This window comes from Kribbella sp. NPDC000426 (assembly GCF_040300265.1).
Lineage (GTDB): Bacteria > Actinomycetota > Actinomycetes > Propionibacteriales > Kribbellaceae > Kribbella.
This window is the reverse complement of the sequence record NZ_JBEPDK010000001.1, coordinates 999,118-1,015,898: the sequence shown is the minus strand read 5'-3', so window position 1 is coordinate 1,015,898 and position 16,781 is coordinate 999,118. Positions and strand designations below refer to the sequence as shown.

At 68.2% G+C, this 16,781-nt stretch carries 21 protein-coding genes; 5 read left to right on the top strand and 16 right to left on the bottom strand.

Going from position 1 to position 16,781, the window contains the following annotated elements; translation table 11 throughout:
* Positions 1–95 precede the first annotated feature (95 nt).
* Positions 96–1,259 carry an acyl-CoA dehydrogenase family protein gene (locus tag ABT313_RS04945; protein WP_350848762.1) on the top strand — a complete coding sequence of 388 codons (1,164 nt, stop codon included), beginning with the start codon at positions 96–98 and terminating at the stop codon, positions 1,257–1,259.
* 9 nt (positions 1,260–1,268) lie between these two features.
* Here ABT313_RS04945 and ABT313_RS04940 read toward each other — a convergent pair whose 3' ends face one another.
* Complete coding sequence (locus tag ABT313_RS04940) at positions 1,269–1,748, bottom strand: anti-sigma factor (protein ID WP_350848760.1); 480 nt, start codon at positions 1,746–1,748, stop codon at positions 1,269–1,271.
* Between ABT313_RS04940 and ABT313_RS04935 the strand changes: the two genes are divergently transcribed.
* Entirely contained in the window at positions 1,653–2,663 is a 1,011-nt protein-coding gene (locus ABT313_RS04935) for a TerC family protein (protein ID WP_350848758.1), read from the top strand. The genes ABT313_RS04940 and ABT313_RS04935 overlap by 96 nt on opposite strands.
* 19 nt (positions 2,664–2,682) lie before the next feature.
* On the opposite strand, the gene ABT313_RS04930 is transcribed toward ABT313_RS04935, so the two are convergent.
* A complete protein-coding gene (locus ABT313_RS04930; RefSeq protein ID WP_350848756.1) occupies positions 2,683–3,342 on the bottom strand; it encodes a fasciclin domain-containing protein in 660 nt (219 codons plus the stop codon).
* 106 nt (positions 3,343–3,448) lie between these two features.
* Entirely contained in the window at positions 3,449–3,772 is a 324-nt protein-coding gene (locus tag ABT313_RS04925; protein ID WP_350848754.1) for a nuclear transport factor 2 family protein, read from the bottom strand.
* Positions 3,773–3,851: 79 nt separating this feature from the next.
* Here ABT313_RS04925 and ABT313_RS04920 point away from each other — a divergent pair, with 79 nt between their 5' ends.
* Positions 3,852–4,673 carry a MerR family transcriptional regulator gene (locus ABT313_RS04920; RefSeq protein ID WP_350848752.1) on the top strand — a complete coding sequence of 274 codons (822 nt, stop codon included), beginning with the start codon at positions 3,852–3,854 and terminating at the stop codon, positions 4,671–4,673.
* Here the strand turns inward: ABT313_RS04920 and ABT313_RS04915 are convergent.
* The 9 genes from ABT313_RS04915 to ABT313_RS04875 form a co-directional block, all read right to left on the bottom strand.
* Positions 4,660–5,367: an ANTAR domain-containing protein gene (locus ABT313_RS04915; protein WP_350848750.1), complete on the bottom strand. Its 708-nt coding sequence runs from the start codon at positions 5,365–5,367 to the stop codon at positions 4,660–4,662. The genes ABT313_RS04920 and ABT313_RS04915 overlap by 14 nt on opposite strands.
* 11 nt (positions 5,368–5,378) lie before the next feature.
* The gene (locus tag ABT313_RS04910) at positions 5,379–5,786 is read right to left on the bottom strand and encodes a hypothetical protein (RefSeq protein ID WP_350848748.1); all 408 of its coding nucleotides are present in this window, start codon (positions 5,784–5,786) and stop codon (positions 5,379–5,381) included.
* A gap of 508 nt (positions 5,787–6,294) precedes the next feature.
* On the bottom strand, positions 6,295–8,169 hold the full coding sequence (locus ABT313_RS04905) for a CheR family methyltransferase (RefSeq protein WP_350848746.1): 1,875 nt from the start codon (positions 8,167–8,169) through the stop codon (positions 6,295–6,297).
* Entirely contained in the window at positions 8,169–8,783 is a 615-nt protein-coding gene (locus ABT313_RS04900) for a chemotaxis protein CheB (protein ID WP_350848743.1), read from the bottom strand. Before ABT313_RS04900 ends, ABT313_RS04905 begins: the two co-directional genes overlap by 1 nt.
* Before the next feature lie 62 nt (positions 8,784–8,845).
* Entirely contained in the window at positions 8,846–9,772 is a 927-nt protein-coding gene (locus tag ABT313_RS04895) for an aldo/keto reductase (protein WP_350848741.1), read from the bottom strand.
* A 14-nt stretch (positions 9,773–9,786) separates the two neighbouring features.
* Positions 9,787–10,923, bottom strand: a complete 1,137-nt coding sequence (locus ABT313_RS04890) for a glycoside hydrolase family 99-like domain-containing protein (protein WP_350848739.1) — start codon at positions 10,921–10,923, stop codon at positions 9,787–9,789.
* Complete coding sequence (locus ABT313_RS04885; protein WP_350848737.1) at positions 10,916–11,119, bottom strand: DUF7489 domain-containing protein; 204 nt, start codon at positions 11,117–11,119, stop codon at positions 10,916–10,918. The genes ABT313_RS04890 and ABT313_RS04885 overlap by 8 nt, the downstream gene beginning before the upstream one ends.
* A 55-nt stretch (positions 11,120–11,174) precedes the next feature.
* Complete coding sequence (locus tag ABT313_RS04880; protein ID WP_350848735.1) at positions 11,175–11,645, bottom strand: pyridoxamine 5'-phosphate oxidase family protein; 471 nt, start codon at positions 11,643–11,645, stop codon at positions 11,175–11,177.
* A gap of 9 nt (positions 11,646–11,654) precedes the next feature.
* Positions 11,655–12,473 carry a phytanoyl-CoA dioxygenase family protein gene (locus ABT313_RS04875; protein ID WP_350848733.1) on the bottom strand — a complete coding sequence of 273 codons (819 nt, stop codon included), beginning with the start codon at positions 12,471–12,473 and terminating at the stop codon, positions 11,655–11,657.
* Positions 12,474–12,544: 71 nt separating this feature from the next.
* On the opposite strand from ABT313_RS04875, the gene ABT313_RS04870 reads away from it, so the two are divergent.
* Entirely contained in the window at positions 12,545–13,381 is an 837-nt protein-coding gene (locus ABT313_RS04870; protein ID WP_350848731.1) for a helix-turn-helix transcriptional regulator, read from the top strand.
* On the opposite strand, the gene ABT313_RS04865 is transcribed toward ABT313_RS04870, so the two are convergent.
* The 3 genes from ABT313_RS04865 to ABT313_RS04855 are packed head-to-tail and all read right to left on the bottom strand — an operon-like array spanning position 13,359 to position 15,654.
* On the bottom strand, positions 13,359–13,757 hold the full coding sequence (locus ABT313_RS04865) for an MAPEG family protein (protein WP_350848729.1): 399 nt from the start codon (positions 13,755–13,757) through the stop codon (positions 13,359–13,361). The two genes, ABT313_RS04870 and ABT313_RS04865, sit on opposite strands and share 23 nt — an antisense overlap.
* On the bottom strand, positions 13,754–14,719 hold the full coding sequence (locus ABT313_RS04860) for an ATP-grasp domain-containing protein (protein WP_350848727.1): 966 nt from the start codon (positions 14,717–14,719) through the stop codon (positions 13,754–13,756). The genes ABT313_RS04865 and ABT313_RS04860 overlap by 4 nt, the downstream gene beginning before the upstream one ends.
* Positions 14,716–15,654 (bottom strand): glutamate-cysteine ligase family protein, encoded by a 939-nt coding sequence (locus tag ABT313_RS04855; RefSeq protein WP_350848725.1) that lies wholly within the window; start codon positions 15,652–15,654, stop codon positions 14,716–14,718. The genes ABT313_RS04860 and ABT313_RS04855 overlap by 4 nt, the downstream gene beginning before the upstream one ends.
* A 59-nt stretch (positions 15,655–15,713) precedes the next feature.
* On the opposite strand from ABT313_RS04855, the gene ABT313_RS04850 reads away from it, so the two are divergent.
* Entirely contained in the window at positions 15,714–16,220 is a 507-nt protein-coding gene (locus tag ABT313_RS04850; RefSeq protein ID WP_350848720.1) for a MarR family winged helix-turn-helix transcriptional regulator, read from the top strand.
* Here ABT313_RS04850 and ABT313_RS04845 read toward each other — a convergent pair.
* On the bottom strand, positions 16,184–16,765 hold the full coding sequence (locus tag ABT313_RS04845; protein WP_350848718.1) for an ArsR/SmtB family transcription factor: 582 nt from the start codon (positions 16,763–16,765) through the stop codon (positions 16,184–16,186). The genes ABT313_RS04850 and ABT313_RS04845 overlap by 37 nt on opposite strands.
* Positions 16,766–16,781: the final 16 nt, after the last annotated feature.

The following is a 16,781-nucleotide window of genomic DNA, read 5'->3' as shown; positions in this document are numbered from 1 at the left end:
GACGGTGACCGGCTCATGTCTGTGGAGTGCGCTCTTGCTCACTTTCGGGGTACGACGCCCTGCCCCGGCGGGTTGTTCGTCGTACTGTGTGACTCGTGAGTAACTCATTCGAGCTGTACGCGCTGTCGGAGGAGCACCAGGCGATCCGGGAGGCCGTCCGGGACGTCTGCGACGCCAAGGTCGCCCCGCACGCCGGGGACGTCGACGAGCTGGCCGAGTTCCCGAAGGCGTCGTACGACGCGCTCAAGGCCTCGGACTTCCACGCGCCGCACATCCCGGAGCAGTACGGCGGCGCCGGCGCGGACGCGCTCGCGACGGTGATCGTGATCGAGGAGGTCGCCCGCGCCTGCGCCTCGACCTCGCTGATCCCGGCCGTGAACAAGCTCGGCTCGCTGCCGCTGCTGCTGTCCGCCTCGGACGAGGTCAAGCAGCGCTACCTGCCGCCGGTCGCCGCGGGTGACTCGATGTTCTCGTACTGCCTGTCGGAGCCCGAGGCGGGATCGGACGCGGCCTCGATGAAGACGCGGGCGGTGCTCGACGGCGACTCGTACGTCCTGAACGGCGTGAAGCGCTGGATCACGAACGCCGGGGTGTCGGACTTCTACACGGTCTTCGCGGTGACGGACCCGTCAGCGCGGTCGCGCGGGATCTCGGCGTTCGTCGTGGAGAAGTCGGATGAGGGCGTGTCGTTCGGGGCGCCGGAGAAGAAGCTCGGCATCAAGGGCTCGCCGACGCGCGAGGTGTACTTCGACAACGTGCGCATCCCTTCGTCGCGGCTGATCGGTCCGGAAGGCACCGGGTTCTCGACCGCGATGGCGACGCTGGACCACACGCGCGTGACGATCGCGGCGCAGGCGCTCGGGATCGCGCAGGGTGCTTTGGACTACGCCCTCGGGTACGTCAAGGAACGCAAGCAGTTCGGCAAGGCGATCGCGGAGTTCCAGGGCCTGCAGTTCATGCTCGCCGACATGGGCATGAAGATCGAGGCGGCCCGGCAACTCACGTACGCCGCGGCCGCCCGCTCCGAGCGCGGCGACGCCGACCTCACGTACTTCGGCGCCGCGGCCAAGTGCTTCGCGTCCGACGTGGCGATGGCGGTGACCACCGACGCAGTACAACTCCTCGGCGGCTACGGCTACACCCACGACTACCCGGTGGAACGCATGATGCGCGACGCCAAGATCACCCAGATCTATGAGGGAACGAACCAGGTCCAGCGCATCGTCATGGCGCGCCAGCTCCTCAAGGGCATCAGCTGAGTCGCCGGTTCAGCCGGGCAGGGTTCCCCGGATGATGCTGTTGTGGGAGTGTTCGGGGTTCCCGTCGTCGGGCTCGAGTGAGACGTCGACGATCCGATAGCCCTGCGCGGTGACGTTCGGCGGGATCTGGAAGGTTCCGCCGGTCCGCGGGTCGAGGACTCCGAGCGAGACCATGCGCTTGCCGTCGACGTTGATCAGCCACACTTCGTAGAAGCCCTGGCCGGAGTTCAATCCGGCGGCTGCCACTTTGAGCTGGCCGCCGGCTCGATCAGGTCGGCGGTGCCGTCGCCGCGAAGTGGTTCGTCCCGATCGCGGTGGGCCGGGGTCAGGGCAGCGGCCGGGTATCCTCGGGGCAACCGCCCGACCCGTTGCCCTCGACAACCGGAGGACGCCGTGCTGGACATCGGTGCCACGACCTGGGCGGTGACGATCGGGCTGATCGTCGCGCTGCTCGCCGCCGACCTGGTGATCGCCGCTGCCCGCCCGCACAAGGTCGGGTTCGGTGAAGCGGCCGGCTGGTCGGTGTTCTACGTCCTGGTGGCAGTTGCCTTTGGCATCTGGTTTCTCAGTGCCCACGGCGGCGACTTCGGCGCGCAGTACTTCGCGGGTTACATCGTGGAGAAGAGCCTGTCGGTCGACAACCTGTTCGTGTTCGTGATCATCATGACGACGTTCGCGGTCCCGGAGGAGCACCAGCACAAGGTGCTCACCTTCGGGATCGTGCTCGCGCTGGTGATGCGGGGGATCTTCATCGCGGTCGGGGCGACGCTGCTGTCGTTGTTCTCGTTCATGTTCTTGATCTTCGGGCTACTGCTGCTCTACACGGCGGTCCAGCTGTTCCGGCACCGCAACGAGGATCCCGACGTCGAGAACAACGTGATCGTGAAGACTGCCCGCCGCGTGCTACCGCTCAGCGAGGAGTACGTCGGTGGCCGTCTGGTCACCCGCATCGACGGGCGGAAGGTCGTCACGCCGTTGTTCGTCGTCCTGGTGGCGATCGGCGGCGTGGACCTGTTGTTCGCGCTGGACTCGATCCCGGCCGTGTTCGGCGTCACCTCCGAGGCGTACATCGTGTTCACGGCCAATGCCTTTGCCCTCTTGGGATTGCGCGCACTGTTCTTCCTGGTGAAGGGCCTGCTCGACCGGTTGGTGTACCTGTCGGCGGGGCTGGCGATCATCCTCGCGTTCATCGGAGTGAAGCTGATCCTGCACTGGGCGCACGTCGACATCGACAAGAGCATCCCTGAGGTGTCCACGCCGGTCAGCCTCGGCGTGATCATCGGGATCCTTGCGATCGTGGTAATCGCAAGTCTGCTCAAGACCCGCAACGATCCCACCGCCACAGCCCACGCAGGTTCCCTGCGCGGCCACCAGCACGACTCGGAGCACCAGCCGACTGAGTAGCCGCGCCGTCTCAGGACGATCAGATGTTGGTGGGGCGTAGTACCAGTGTGATGCCGTGGGCGATCTGCCGGTTGCCCTTGTTGATGTCGAAGGCCCACGGATTGATGAAGGGATTGGCGTCGTTGCGGTCGGCGTCGATCAGGCGGATCAGGCGGCAGCGCTTGCTCAGCACGTCGACTGTGATCCTTCCGCCGGGCAGGGCGGTCTTCAGCCTCGCGCCGTCGGACTTCAGCGCGGTCTTGCTGTCGATGGTCGCGCCCGGGATCACGTGGTACAGCAGGACCGCCTCGATGGTGTCGACTCCTAGCAGCCCGGCCAGGGCCGAGAAGAGCCGGCTCTCGGAGCGGTACCAGGTGCCGGTCAGATCCTTGGCCAGGATCTGGAAAGCGCGATCACTTGGCAGGAAGGCGGTCAAACCGACGGTGCCGTCGGCGAGCACCTTGACCGGACTGCTCGGCTTGGCCGCCAGGACAGCGCCGACCGCTTGGGTCAGGATGTCGTAGTCGTTCCAGTTGTGGTCGAAGGTGTCGCCGTCGGCCGCGAGCACACTCGCGAGGCTCCTGGTTCCCACCGGCCGCGTCGCACCGGCCGGAGCCGCGGTCGCGATGACACTGGTTGCGAGCATTCCCACCGCGGCCACGCCGACGGTGACGTAGCGAATCAGGCGTCGTGGAGACATGCGCATCGGTCTACCTCTCGGACGGGTGGCGGTTGCCTCGTCGCAACCGCCGTTGTCCTTTCTTCTGCACAACCACCACGACCGGATGCACACCCCGGCCGGGTTGTCAGGAGATGGCGAGTTTCGCGATCAGGTTGTCTCTCAGGGTGAAGGTGAAGTCCAGGTCGGCTGTGCCGCCGGGGAAGTTGCCTTTGAGGTGGTGGGTGGCGGTGTAGGTGTTGGGGTCCAGTTGGCGGGTGGCGGTCAGTTCGGTGGTGTAGGTGTACTCGGTGGCGGCGTTGGCCAGCCAGGCGCGGATCTCGTCCGGGCCGTGGTAGGTCTTGCCGTCGTCGGTGACCTCGGCGTCGGGGGTGTACCACTGCATGGCGCCGTCCAGGTCGCGGGTGGTGTGGCTGGTCAGGTAGTTCTTGATCGTGTCGGGAAGGTTCATAACGGCCACGGTGCCGGTTCCCGGGCGGGGAGGGTCAAGGAATTGACTCTCCCGCAGGGGGAGGGTGCACAGTAGCGGCGTGGGTCGAGGGCTGACGATCGGCGAGTTCGCGGTGGCGACGCACCTCAGCGTGCGCACTCTGCGGCGGTACCACGAGAGTGAATTGCTCGTGCCGTCGACGGTGGACCGGTCGAGCGGATACCGGTACTACACGACCGACCAGATTCCTTCCGCACAGGTGATCCATCGGCTGCGCGAGCTCGATGTGCCGCTGGCCGAGGTCAGGAAGATCCTCGCCACCGACGATCCTGCCGTCCGCTCGGAGTTGATCGCCGGGCACCTCGACCGCTTGCAGGACTCCTTGGATCGCACCCGCGCCGCCGTGACCTCGCTCCGACGCTTGCTTCGCCCCGTTCCCGGTGACGACGTCGTCGAGCTGCGCTCGGAGCCCGCGCGACTGGTTGCCGGGATCAACGATGTGGTCGACCTGGCCGACGTGCTCTCGTGGTACGCCGGTGCCATGGCCGAGATCGACGCCGCCACCGCAGCCAACGCCCGGCTCGGTCCGCTCGGCGGCCACTACGACAACGACCTGTTCACGACCGGCCGCGGCGCTGTCCTCGTCTATCGCCCGGTCGCCGATCCGCCGTCCCACGGTCGCGTGCAACCGGTCGAGCTACCCGCCGCCGAGCTCGCGGTGACGATCCACTCCGGACCGCACGACGACATCGACGTCACCTACGGCCGCCTCGGCTCCTGGGTTCATGACCACGCACTTGCCGTCGCAGGCCCGGTCCAGGAAACCTACACAGTCGGCCCTCAGGACAGCCCTGACCCGAGCACCTGGCGCACCGAGGTGGCGTGGCCGATCTTCCGCCTCTCCGGCGCTAGTGGACGGTGAGGGTGCCGTCGAGGACGGACGTGCAGACCTCGGCCAGGCGTAGGTGGTTATTCCGGGCGTGGGACCGGAGCGTGGTGAAGGCCTCGTCGGGGCTGACGCCGAGGCGTTCGGCCAGCAGGCCCTTGGCTTGTTCGATCAGGACCCGGCTGTCCAAGGCTCCCTGCAGCTGGTCGGCCCGGGCCTTGTCCTGGTTCGCCCGGGAGCCGGCGACGCCCAGTGCGGTCACGTCCGCCAGTGCCTGCGCGCGCTCGAGTTCGTCCTCGGGCCGCTCGCCGACCTGCCGGAAGCACAGCGTCAGCGCGCCGATCGGCCCGGCCGGCAGACGTAGCGGGAACGCCTCGACCGCCCGGATCTCGACCCGGAGGGCTGCCGCGGCGTAGCGCGGCCACCGGGGGCCGGCCTCGGTCAGGTCGGCGCAATCGATGCGGCGACTGTTGGCATAGCTGTCCTGAGACGGTCCTTCGGCGATCCGCGACTCGAGCTGGTGCAACTGACGCGCCAGGCCCGAGGATGCCGCGGCAACCTCGAGTACGCCCTCCTCGCCGGCGAGCAGCAGGGCCGACGCGCGGACGCCCGGCAGCTCCGCACACCGCTGCATGAGCCAGCTCAGCGTCCGGTTCAAGTCCGGGTCTGCCACGAACCGGGCGGCGAGATCCGGTACGGCGGCCCAGGACGGATGATCGGATCGGTTCATCGACACCTTCGCTACGGAGCGTCCAGCCGTAATCGCCGCTCGACGATCCGGCGGGCCGTCGTGCTGACCAGTGCGTTGTCCGCGAAAGCGCGAGCCGCGATCAGCGCGAGCGCGTCCGAGGTCGGACAGCCGCACTGGGCGGCGACCATCCCGGCGGCTTGATGGATGACCGCCGCGCCGTCGGAGTCCGCCAGACCGCTCGAGCGGTAATCCGCCGCATCGTCCGGCAACAGCTGGGCGACGTACTCGTCCGTCAGCAGAATGGTGTGGGTCAAGGCATCGGCGATCTCCGTGATCGAATCCCCGACAGGTCGGCTGGTGCCGGCGGGTCGCAGATCGAACACCGCGAGAGCGCCGATGCGATTCTCCGGCAGGCCCAGCGGCGCTGCTGCGAGCGAGTGGATGCCGAGCGCCGACACGCCTGGCGAGTACAGCGGCCAGCGATCCGGCAGTGATTCCTCGGCGACGACGACCCGTCGGCCGGTGGCGGCGGTGTCGTGTACAGGGCCTTCGCCGAGGGCGCTGGGCAGCTGCGGCCAGCGTGTCGGAGGCGGTCATCGAGGCTGCCATCGCCCAGCGCGAGCTCAGCAGCGTGATCCCGGCGCTCCGGGCACCGAGGACTTCGGCCACGGCCGAGATGAGCTGTGGTGCGTCGCTGGACGCTGCGGTCTCCGGGGCGAACCATCGTTCGAGGCGGCGAAGGTGCACCTCGTGTAGTTGTACCGCCGTCAGATGGCGCTCCTCGCTGGCTCGGTGGATGCGAATCATCCGCTCATGCACCGCGCGGGTCGATGCGGGGGCGGTTGCCAGCAGTCGCTCATGGCGCAGTGCTATCGCAGCGGCCCGATCTGCTCGGGCCCGCTCGAGCTCGGCACGCTCACGGACCGGCCGGAGTAAGGCCGGCAGTCCATCTTCCACAGCAATAGCCTAGTCCTCCTGCCCGACGCCGTGCAGGTCTTCCATCAGCAGTACGACGCCGTCGCCCTGGCTGTCCAGCGGTGAGCAGGTGACAGCGCACCTGATCGCGCGGCCTTTGCGGTTCACCGCGGGCAACTCGGCCGGACCGGCCCGGGTCCCGGAGTCCAGGCAGCCCTGGACAACCTCGACGAGCGGGCCGGTCGGCAACCCGAAGTCGAGCTGGAAGAACGGCTGCCGCTGAACCTCGTCGCCACGCAGACCCCAGAGCTCTTCCGCACCCCGGTTCCAGCTGCGGACCCGCAGCTCGCTGTCGAGCACCACGACCCCGGCCGCAACACTGGCCAGCACACCTTCGAGGAAGGTCCGGGCCTCGTCGAGCTCGGTACTGCGGATGCGGATCTCCTCGTTCATCGTCTCGAGCTCTTCGTTGCCCGACTGGAGTTCTTCGTTGGTGGTTTCGAGTTCCTCGTTGGTGGACTGGAGTTCCTCGTTGGTGGTCTCGAGCTCCTCGATGCTCGACTGGAGTTCTTCGTTGGTGGTTTCGAGTTCCTCGTTGGTGGACTGCAGCTCCTCGTAGGCGGTCTCCAGGTCCTCCCGGTTGCGCTTCACCTCGAGTTGCAGCCGCGTCAGGGTCGTGGTGTCGATGAAGGTCACCGAAGAGCCCACGAGCAGGCCGTCCGACGCGGTCAGCGGCTGTACGACGATGTCGAGGTACTGCAGGTCGTCCGCGGACAACGGTCGCTCCACGGCGTTGACCCGGACCGTCCGGCGCTCGGTGTGCGCCTGCTCGATCAGCGAGCGGAGTTCGGTGGGACGGTAGGAGACCTCGAGATCGCGGAACGGCCGACCGACGTCGTGGGACGTGAGCCCGAACTGGGCCCTGGCCTGGCTGTTGATCTGGATGATCATGCCGTCCAGGTCGACCGCGATCATGGCGTTCGGCGCGCTCTCGAAGACCAGGTCCCGGAGCTGCCGCTTCCGGGCGGCATCCCGCAGTTCGACCCCGGCGGCCGGGGCCAGCTGCAGCGGGGCCGGCTGGTGTGGCGGACCGGCGTACCCGGGCTTCCGTCTGAACAGGCGCTGCCGCATGCTCACCACGTCGAACCGCTCCCCGTCGGACAGCAACATCTCGGCCTTGCCCAGGAACAGGTGGCCGCCCTCGCGGAGCGCGAAGTGGAACCGGTCGACGATCTGGGTCTGCGCCTCGACGTTGAAGTACATCAGCGTGTTGCGGCACACGAGCAGGTGCAGCCGCGAGATCGGTGCGTCCCTGGTGATGTCGTGGCGGCCGAAGATCACCCGTCGGCGCAGGTCGGACCGGAACGTGAACCGCGCGCCATTCTGGTCGAAGTACAGATTGCGGATGTCGTCGGGCACCGCCTCGAGCGACTTGGCCGTGTACGCCCCGGTCCGGGCCTCCCGAAGTGCCTCTTCGTCGACATCGGTTCCGTAGATCTTGACCCGCCGCGCGCACTCCTCGATCCCCAACGCCTGGGCGAACATGATGGCCAGCGAGTAGGCCTCTTCGCCGCTCGAGCAACCGGCGCTCCAGACCCGGATCTCGTCCTCGGGGTCGACGCTGCCCAGTAGCTCGGGAAGGACCTCCTGCTGCAGGTAGGTCCAGGCGTCGGTGTCCCGGAAGAAGCTGGTGACGTTGATCAGGATGGTGTTGAACAGGAAGCCGAACTCGTCGGCGCTGGTCTCCAGCAGGTCCCGGTAGTCCAGATAATGGGCGGCACCGACATCGGCCATCCGCTTGCGGATCCGGCGCGCCAGCGACGACCGCTTGTAACCGGTGAAATCGAAGCCACGGGAGTCCCGGATGAAGCCGAGCAGCAACTCCAGGTCCTCGTCCGGGCCGTCCTCGGTGTTGTTGTCCGGCATCAGATGCTCCTTGAATCGACAAGCGCGGCGATCACGTCCGCGATCTCGTCCAGTGGTAGTACGAAGTCGACCGATCCGGTCTCGACGGCGGCCTCGGGCATCCCCTTGAACTCCGCCGAGCCGGGGTCTTCGGCGATCACGGTGCCGCCCCGCGACTTGACCGCGCTGACGCCCATCGCGCCGTCACGGCCCGATCCGGTCAGCACGCAGGCGATCGCCCGGGCGCCGAACGCCCCGGCCACCGACTCGAAGAGAAGATCGGCCGACGGCCGGACGAAATGCACCAGCTCGCTGCTCGAGAGCGACAGCTCGCCGCCCGGACCGACCAGCAGATGCCGGTTCGGCGGTGCGACGTACACCGTGCCCGGCTCGGCCTGCTCGCCGGCGTCGGCGAGTTTCACTCCCATCTGGGAGCGGCGCCCGAGCACGTCCGCGATCACGGTCTCGTGGCGCGGGTCGAGGTGCTGGACGATCAGCACCGGCACCCGCAGCCCGGACGGAAGGCTCCCGAGGACCTGCGTGAGGGCCCGGATCCCGCCGGCCGACGAGGCGATCGCGACGATGTCGAACCGGTCGTCCTGGCCTGCGGGCAGGGGTGACTCAGCCGGATTCATGATCTGAGCCGCTGGCCGATGGACACGCCCCGAGCCTAGCGGGTACGACGCTTCCGTAGGGCCTATGGAAGCGTATGGCCTGCGGCTGTGAAGAGGTGGTACCACTCTTCGCGGGTGAGGCGGATCGCCGCGCCGGTCGCGGCGTCCTTGACCCGGCTCGGAGTGGTGGTGCCGATGACGATCTGCATGTCGGCCGGGTGGCGGGCGATCCACGCGATGGCGATCGCGTCGGCACTGACGCCGTACTTGCCGGCCAGGTCGTCGAGGGCCTCGTTCAACGGGCCGTAGTTCTCGCGGTCGCCGATGAAGACGCCTCCGGGCGGCGGCTTCTGCACCGAGCCCCAGGTCTGGATCGTCATGTTGTTGAGGCGGCTGTAGTCGAGGAGGCCGAGGTCGCGGTCGGCCGACTGGTCGAGTCCCATGATGTTGGCGGCCAGGCCCTGCGCGACCAGGGCGGCGTTCGCGATGCTGAACTGCAGCTGGTTGGCGACCAGCGGCTGACGAACCGACCGGGCGAGCAGCTCGATCTGGCCGGGAGTGTGGTTCGAGACGCCGAACGCCGCGACCTTGCCGGCCGAATGCAGCTCGTCGAAGGCCGCGGCGACCTCGTCGGGCTCCATCAGGGTGTCCGGGCGGTGCAGCAGCAGGATGTCGAGGTGGTCGGTGCGGAGCGCGGTCAGCGACTGCTCGACGCTCGAGACGATGTGCTCACGGGAGAAGTCGAAGAAGCCCGAGCGGATGCCGACCTTCGACTGGATCGTGACCTGGTCCCGTTCGGACGCGGGCACCGCCTGCGCGTCGCCGTACCGCTGCTCGCAGCCGTGGGAACCGCCGTAGATGTCGGCGTGGTCGAACATCGTCACGCCGGCATCGCGCGCCGTACCGACAAGCTCGCGGATCTCGGCGTCGCTGAGGTTCTTGATCCGCATCAGCCCCAGCACGACCCGCGACACGGACATCCCGGCTTTGGTCAACTCAACGGTCTCCATGACAGCCGGTTCTATCACCCGCGCGAGTCGCGGATCATTTCGAGGAACCCGCAGCCGTGGTGTGTGTCCGGAAGCAGCACCGAGCCTTCGGTCCATTCGTTCCAGGCGTTGACCGTGATGATCGGGTGCGGCTGACCGTGACGTTCGAGGAACGACCGGGCCATCAGCAGCCCTTCACCGAACTCCTCGGGCGACGGGTCGAACGTCGTCGTCCACGGGTACCGCCCGCGGACGAACGCTCGATCCTGCCCGGTCCGCGGCGATGGGTCCCAGCCGACGGTCACGTTCGGATAGAACGGTACGTCGAGCTCCGCGGCGTACCGCTCGTACTCCGCGAACGCCGCCGCCCGCAGCGGCCCGATCTGCGCGCGCGGAAACTCGAACCCGCCCAGGTCGGCATGGTGAACCCACACGTACGACGTCGCCGACCGGAAGCCGAGCCGGTTCACCAGCTCGGCCGGCCGGTCGAGCGTGACCGCCGCCGGGAGGACGCCGACACCCCAGACGACCGCATCCAGATGGAGGCCGGCGAACCCGGCCAGCCGCGTCTGCTCGTCGAACCACCGCAACGCGTCGACCGTCTCGTCGACGCCGCCGAGACCGACGATGAGATTGCCGAGCTCGTAGATCGACAGCCACGGCCGGCCGTCGACGGTGAGGTAGTTGGGGCGGGCGAAGTACGTGTCGATGACGTGCCGGGCCAGCTGCTCGAAGGCGGCCCGGTCGATCGCACCGTTCTTCAGCAGTTGCGGCGAGTCGTCGGCCGGGTCGTCGTGCGGGAAGATGTCGACGAGTTCGTGGTTCGCCCACATCAACGCGAACGTGATGTCGTCGCTGTTCCGCGCGGCGAGCAGGCCGCTGTCCAGGGCCCCTTGCAGATAAGGCCCGTCGTCGTACCAGTAGTAGTCGACCAGGAAGCCGTCGACGCCGTACTCCTTCGCCAGCCGGATCTGGTGTTCGGCCGAGGCCCGGGTCGCCTCGTCGAACGGACCGTCGAGCGGGACGCGCGGTTGCCGGTGGCCGTCGAAGCGCGGCTTCGCGGCGGCCAGCAGTCGCCATTCGTCCCAGCCCGGGCCGAACCAGCGCGCGTTCCGCGGATCAGGATGCCAGTCCGGGAAGTAGTACGCGAGGACCTTCACCGGCTCAGCCACGGCGTGGATCCGCGCCTGCCTCCTTGCTCACCCGGTCGCCGACCTCGAGCTCCTTCCACAGGGCGCGCGGCACCTTCACGTTTTGTACGTCGCCGCCGTCGAGCTCGACCTCGAGCTTGCGGTAGAGGTTCGAGCCGTCGAACATCGCCCGCGACTTCTTCACGACGACCCCGCTCCAGGCGTCCTCGTTGGCCATAGGTGCTCCTCCGATCACGGTGAGTGGTCGAACCGAGCCTAGCTCGCCGAGACGGTCACTCGTCCTCCTGGTGATCGGCGCCGGCCGGGTTGTTCGTGAAGCGTTCGGGCCGGATCAGCACCGCCGCACGACGGTCCGCGACCATCTCGCGGTCGTACTCGTCGAGGTCGGGATGGACACCGCCGGCCGCTGCGTAGATGTCGCGCAGCAACACCCGCAGGCGCTCCGCGTCGATGCCCGGCAGCGGATCGTCCGGACCGGCCAGCTCGACCGGACCGCTGACGCCGATCCATTGCCAGCCGGCGCGGAACACTAGCGTCGCCTGCGGGGTCCGCCGCAGATGACCGAGCTTCTTCGTGTGCCCGCGCGCGACGAACGCCACCACCGGCTCGCCCGTCAGCGGATGGTCGATGACACCGGCGTTCACCACCGAGGCGGCCGGCTCACCGGACTGTCGCTGGGTGATCGCCACCGCGAGGAAATGATCCTGCCGGCCGAGCTCGTTGATCTTCTCCAGTCCCTGCATGCCCCGACATTAACGGACTGCGGTCCGGTTATCAAGTGGCCAGAGTGTCGGCTGGACAGCCGGGTCCGTGTAGTCCGGATCGGGGTTCCGCCGTACGAGCGTGTCGTTCGGATGCGCGGAGCCGGGGCGCCAGCGGTTGCTCGCCGGCTGCAGATGGATGGCGATCGACCGGCGTGGCTCCGTCGTCAGGTTGGCCGAGCTCCCGTGCACCGTCCGGCAGTGGTGGAAGCTGACCTGCCCGCGCTTCATCCGCGGTACGACGGGAGTCGGGTCGAAACCCTGTGCGGCGATCGACGCCTCGAGGCCGACCGCGTCCTGCGAGAAGAAGTCCAAGCCGGTCACGGACCAGCGATGGCTGCCGGGCAGGAACCCCACGGCGCCGTTCACCTCGTCGACGTCGTGGAACCCGACCCACGCGGTGAGCATCTCGTCCGACGTGCACGACTGCCAGTACTGCCGATCGGTGTGCCACCCGACCCGCGCCGAACCGCCGGGCGGCTTGTACAGCAACTGGTCGTGCCACAGTCGGATTCCGTCCGCGCCGGACAGGGCGGCCGCGGTCGCACCGATCGCCGGGAACTGCACCAGGGCGGCCAACTCGTCGACCCGCAAGGACGAGTAGTCGTTCTTCCGCAGTACGTCGCCGTCCGCCGCCTGCCACCCGCGCGTCGCGGGCAGATCCGGCAGCGTGTGGTCGTGGTCACCGGCGTAGAACCGCTCCATCCCGCGCTCGGCCGCATCGAGTACGTCGGACGGCACGATCACCGGCGAGATCCAATAGCCGTGCTCGCGATAGAAGGCGATGTCCTCAGATCCAGGTAGCTCCATACGGACCAACCTAGGAACCCGGACCCGCAACAGGCGTTGCCGATGTTCAGGCAACTGGACACAATCTTCAGGTGTCGTTGCATCGGCCCAGTGGGCTCCGCGCCGGATTCCACGCCGAGGGATTCGCGGGGGAGAGCGGTCTGCTGCATGCGGGTGAGCAGTGGGTGCCCGAGCAGTTCCTGATCGAGCCGCACGAGCATCCCGTCTGGGAGATCTACCTGCAGCAGCACGGCAGCACGCACTGGGTCGCCGGCGGCGAGAGCTACGTCCTCCACCCCGGCCACCTCTTCGCCGTACCGCCCGGTGTCACTCACCACCTGGCCGGCCGCTCCGGCAACCACCACTTCTACTTCGCCGCGATCGACCGCGAACCCGTCGTACGACGCCAGCCCGCGCTAGCGTTGCCCTGGCCTCGGGGCGTCGTCCATCGGGAGGCGGGTGAGCTGACCCACGCATTCGCGCAACTGATCCGCGAGGTCACCACCCGCTACGAGTACGCCGACACCGGGCTGACGCTCGCGGTCGACCACCTGATGCTCGCGGTCTCGCGGTGTCTCGCGCCGGCCGCCGTACCGCAGCTTGCGATGCACCCGGCCGTGCGGACCGTGAAACGCCTGCTGGATCAGGAGTTCCACGAGCGGTGGACTCTGCGGGAGCTCGGCGATCGCACCGGGCTCGCGCCGGCGTACCTGGCCGAACTGTTCACCACCGAGCTCGGCCAGCCGCCCCACCGGTACCTCAACGAACGCCGGATCGAGCGGGCCCGTCAACTCCTCGAGACCAGCGACATCACCATTACGGCGCTCGCCGTCAGCCTCGGGTTCAGCTCGAGTCAGCACTTCGCCCGCGTGTTCCGTCAGCTCACCGGGACCACCCCGACGGCGTTCAGATCGTCACCAGTGCAGTGACGCCCAGCGCGAGGCCGACAAGGTAGGTGCCTAGGGCACCGATATCGCGCACCGGTCCGTGGGTCGCGAGGCTGCGCGACGTCAGCATGCCGATTGCGTGCGCGTACCGGACGAAGACGGCAGCGATCGCGAGCACATCGACCACCCAGCTGTCGGACAACGAAGAGCAGACCAGCAGCAGCACGATCATCGTCGGGATGTACTCGGCGGCGTTGCCGTGGGCGCGGACCGCGATCATCAGCCGGTCGGCGGGGTCGGTCGGCAGCTGGTTGCCGGCGCCGCGGAGTGCGCGATTGCGGGTGACGTTGGCGCCGAGCACGAACAGCAGGATGCCCAGCAGCGCGATGCAGACGATGGTGACGGTGTCGAGGTTCATACGAGTGCTCCTTCGAACAAACGGCTGACGATGGTGTGACTGAGGTGGGTCCCGAGCAGGGCATCGGTCTTGTGCATGCCGCCCGGGCAGGTGACGTTGACCTCGATCAGCCGGCCGCCGATCACATCCAGACCGGCGATGGCGAGGCCGTACTTTCGCAGAAGAGGGCCGACGGCGGCCACGATCGCGTGATCGTCCTCGTCGGGTTCTGCCGCCGCGACCGGCGGCCCGATCCGGAAGTCGTCGGGCGCCGGCCTGCGCAGTACGGCGCCGACGATGTCGCCGTCGAGCAGGAACAACCGCTTGTTGCCGTGCGCAACAGCCGGCAGGTACTGCTGGGCGATCACCTGCCGCCGCCCGCCGTGGCTCGCGGACTCCAGCAGTGCGACCGCTCCCTGGTCGTCGTGCACCAGCCAGACGTCGAGTCCCGCGAACCCGTCGACCGGTTTGACCACCGCCGCGCCGACGCGTTCGACGAACGACCGCAGCTCCACCGGATCCGCCCCGACGTACGTCGGTGGGCACAGCTCGGGGAAGTGCAGCGCGATGAGCTTCTCGTGCATCGCCCGGATGCCTTCCGGCCGGTTGATCACCCGCGTGCCGGCCTGCTCGACCAGATCCAGCAGGTACGTCGTGTGCAGGTACCGCGCATGAACAGGTGGGTCGATCCGCAGGTGCACCAGGTCGAGCGACGCGACGTCGACAACCGAGTTCTCGAGCTCGTCCCACCAGGTCGCGTCGACGATCCACCGATGGCTGCCGCCGACCGCATGCCGCGGCCGAAGCCGGATCCGTCGAGCCCGAGCCCGCACCCGCCCGTCGACTACGGCAAGCTCCTCCGGCCCGCAACACCAGACGTCGAACCCCAGCTCCTGGGTCGCGCTCATCAAGCCGACGCTCGCGTCGATATCACCCGCCAGCCCGCCCAGTGGATCGGTCACGAACAGAACGCCGCCGCTCATGCCGCCACCTCCGGCGGCCATACCAAACCGTATGGTACGGCCGAGTCGGGGAGCGCGTGCTCGCCGGCGGCGGCAGCGCGCCACAGGTCTGCGAGTTGAGGGCGCTCGGGTTCGAGTGCCTGCAGGGCGGTGCGCCGGAGTGCGTCGTCGTACATCAGGCGGCCGAGTACGCCTATCGCGCGTTCGACGCCGGCTGGATCCTGGGCGTCGAGGAAGCGGACCTCCAGGTAGGTGCTGCGTGGACGTACCGGCGGAAACAGCGTGCTCACGTGCGCCCCGGCCCCATCCAAGAATCTCGTCGCCCCTGCCGCGAAGGCGGTGTATGAGCTGACCGGATCGCCACGAAGTACGAGGTCGTCGAAGCCTGTGCGCGTCGGATCGACGTCCAGCCAGGTGTTCAACCGCTCGCCGTCGCGCGCGAACGCCGCAGCCAGGAACGGCGCGGCCAGATTCAGCACCCGCCACTGCTCGATCCCCGCCGTGCCGGGCCACCAATCCAGGCAGATCTGCGTCGAGGTGGTGCGCCGCATCATCCGCCGCCCGGCCGGCCCGATCGTGTCGAAGTGGCGTTGCATCGCGACGTACCGCTCAGAGGTCAGTTGCAGCGGCACATCCGTCCGCGGATCCACCGGGATCGTCAGCAACCTGATGCCGTCGCGGCTCAACCGATTCTGCAGGTCTGTCGTCAGCGCATCGAGATCGCCGACCGGGTGGAGTGACGGCGGCAGGCTCAGCTCGAGCTGGCCGCCCGGTTCGAACGTGATGTACGGCGCGGCGATCGCGCTCGCGGCGGCCCGCCGTACCTGCTCGATCGGGACCACGTCGCCGTCGGTGTCGGCGACCACGTACTCCTGCTCGACCGCGATCCGGACCGTCCGTCGGCGCCCCCGCGTGAACAGGCCCGCAACCACCGGGTGAAGCTCCATGGCATCCATCGGGCCCTCCCTGATACCGTAAGGATTCCTGTCGAAATATTGGAAGGTATCCTTACGACATGTCAAGGGGTTATGGCGAACCGCATCTCGATCGCAAGCCGCTGATCGCCCTCGTCGACCGGGCCAACCGGGCCATGCAGACCGACATGGTCCGCCGTGCCCACGCCGACGGGCATGCGGAGGTGAAGATGGCGCACAATGCGGTGTTCGGCACGCTGCACGCCGAGGGCGCCCGCGCCGCCGAGATGGCTGTGCGGGCCGGCATCACCCGGCAGTCGATGGGTGAGATCGTTCGCGAGATGGTCGGGCTCGATCTGCTGGAGATGCAGTCCGACCCCGCCGACCGCCGGGCCAAGGTCGTCAGGTACTCCGAGCACGGTCTGGCCGTGGCCAGTGACGGCTTCCGGTACCTGGGTCAGCTCGAGCGCCGTTTCGCCGAAGAGTTCGGCGAGCAGGAGTACGAGATCGCGCGGGATGTGCTCGCGCGCCTGGTCGACGTACTCGACCGGGTGTCAGCCGAACACGAGGCTCAGATCTCGTCCTCGGCCGGCGGCAAGGTCGGGTAGTCGACGATCGGGTAGAGACCGACGGTGAAGCCGTACGTCGTGTCGCCCGCCCGGGGGAGCTGGTCGAAGTCGTGCACCAGCGCGGCGACCTGCTGCCAGAACTCGGTCGCACGGTCCGCGGGGATCCGCGCGTGCCGGATCAGCGAGAACATCTCGCCCGCGTCGTACGCCGGTTTCGACTCCTCGGCCGCGACCTCGAAGTCGTTGAAATCAGGCGGGAGCGCTCCTTCCGGCCCCTGCCGGCCGAGTCCGACGTAGAACATCCGCGCCGCGCGGCCGTAGAACCGCTCCTCGATCGCCCGCACCCGCCGGGTCCGGACCACCTGCAGGATGCCCGCGTCGGCCAGCACCTTCACGTGGTGCGCGACGGTGCTCTTCGGCCGGCCGACCGCCGTGGCCAGCTCGGTCACCGTCGCGGCCCGCTCGTGCAGCAGCCCGAGGATCGTCGTCCGGAGCGGGTCGCTGATCGCCCGCACCTGCTCCGCGGTGGTCAGCTCGACGGTGTCCGCGAGCTCGTAGTCGGGAACCGGACTGTTGATCGACATGATCCGAATAGACTAG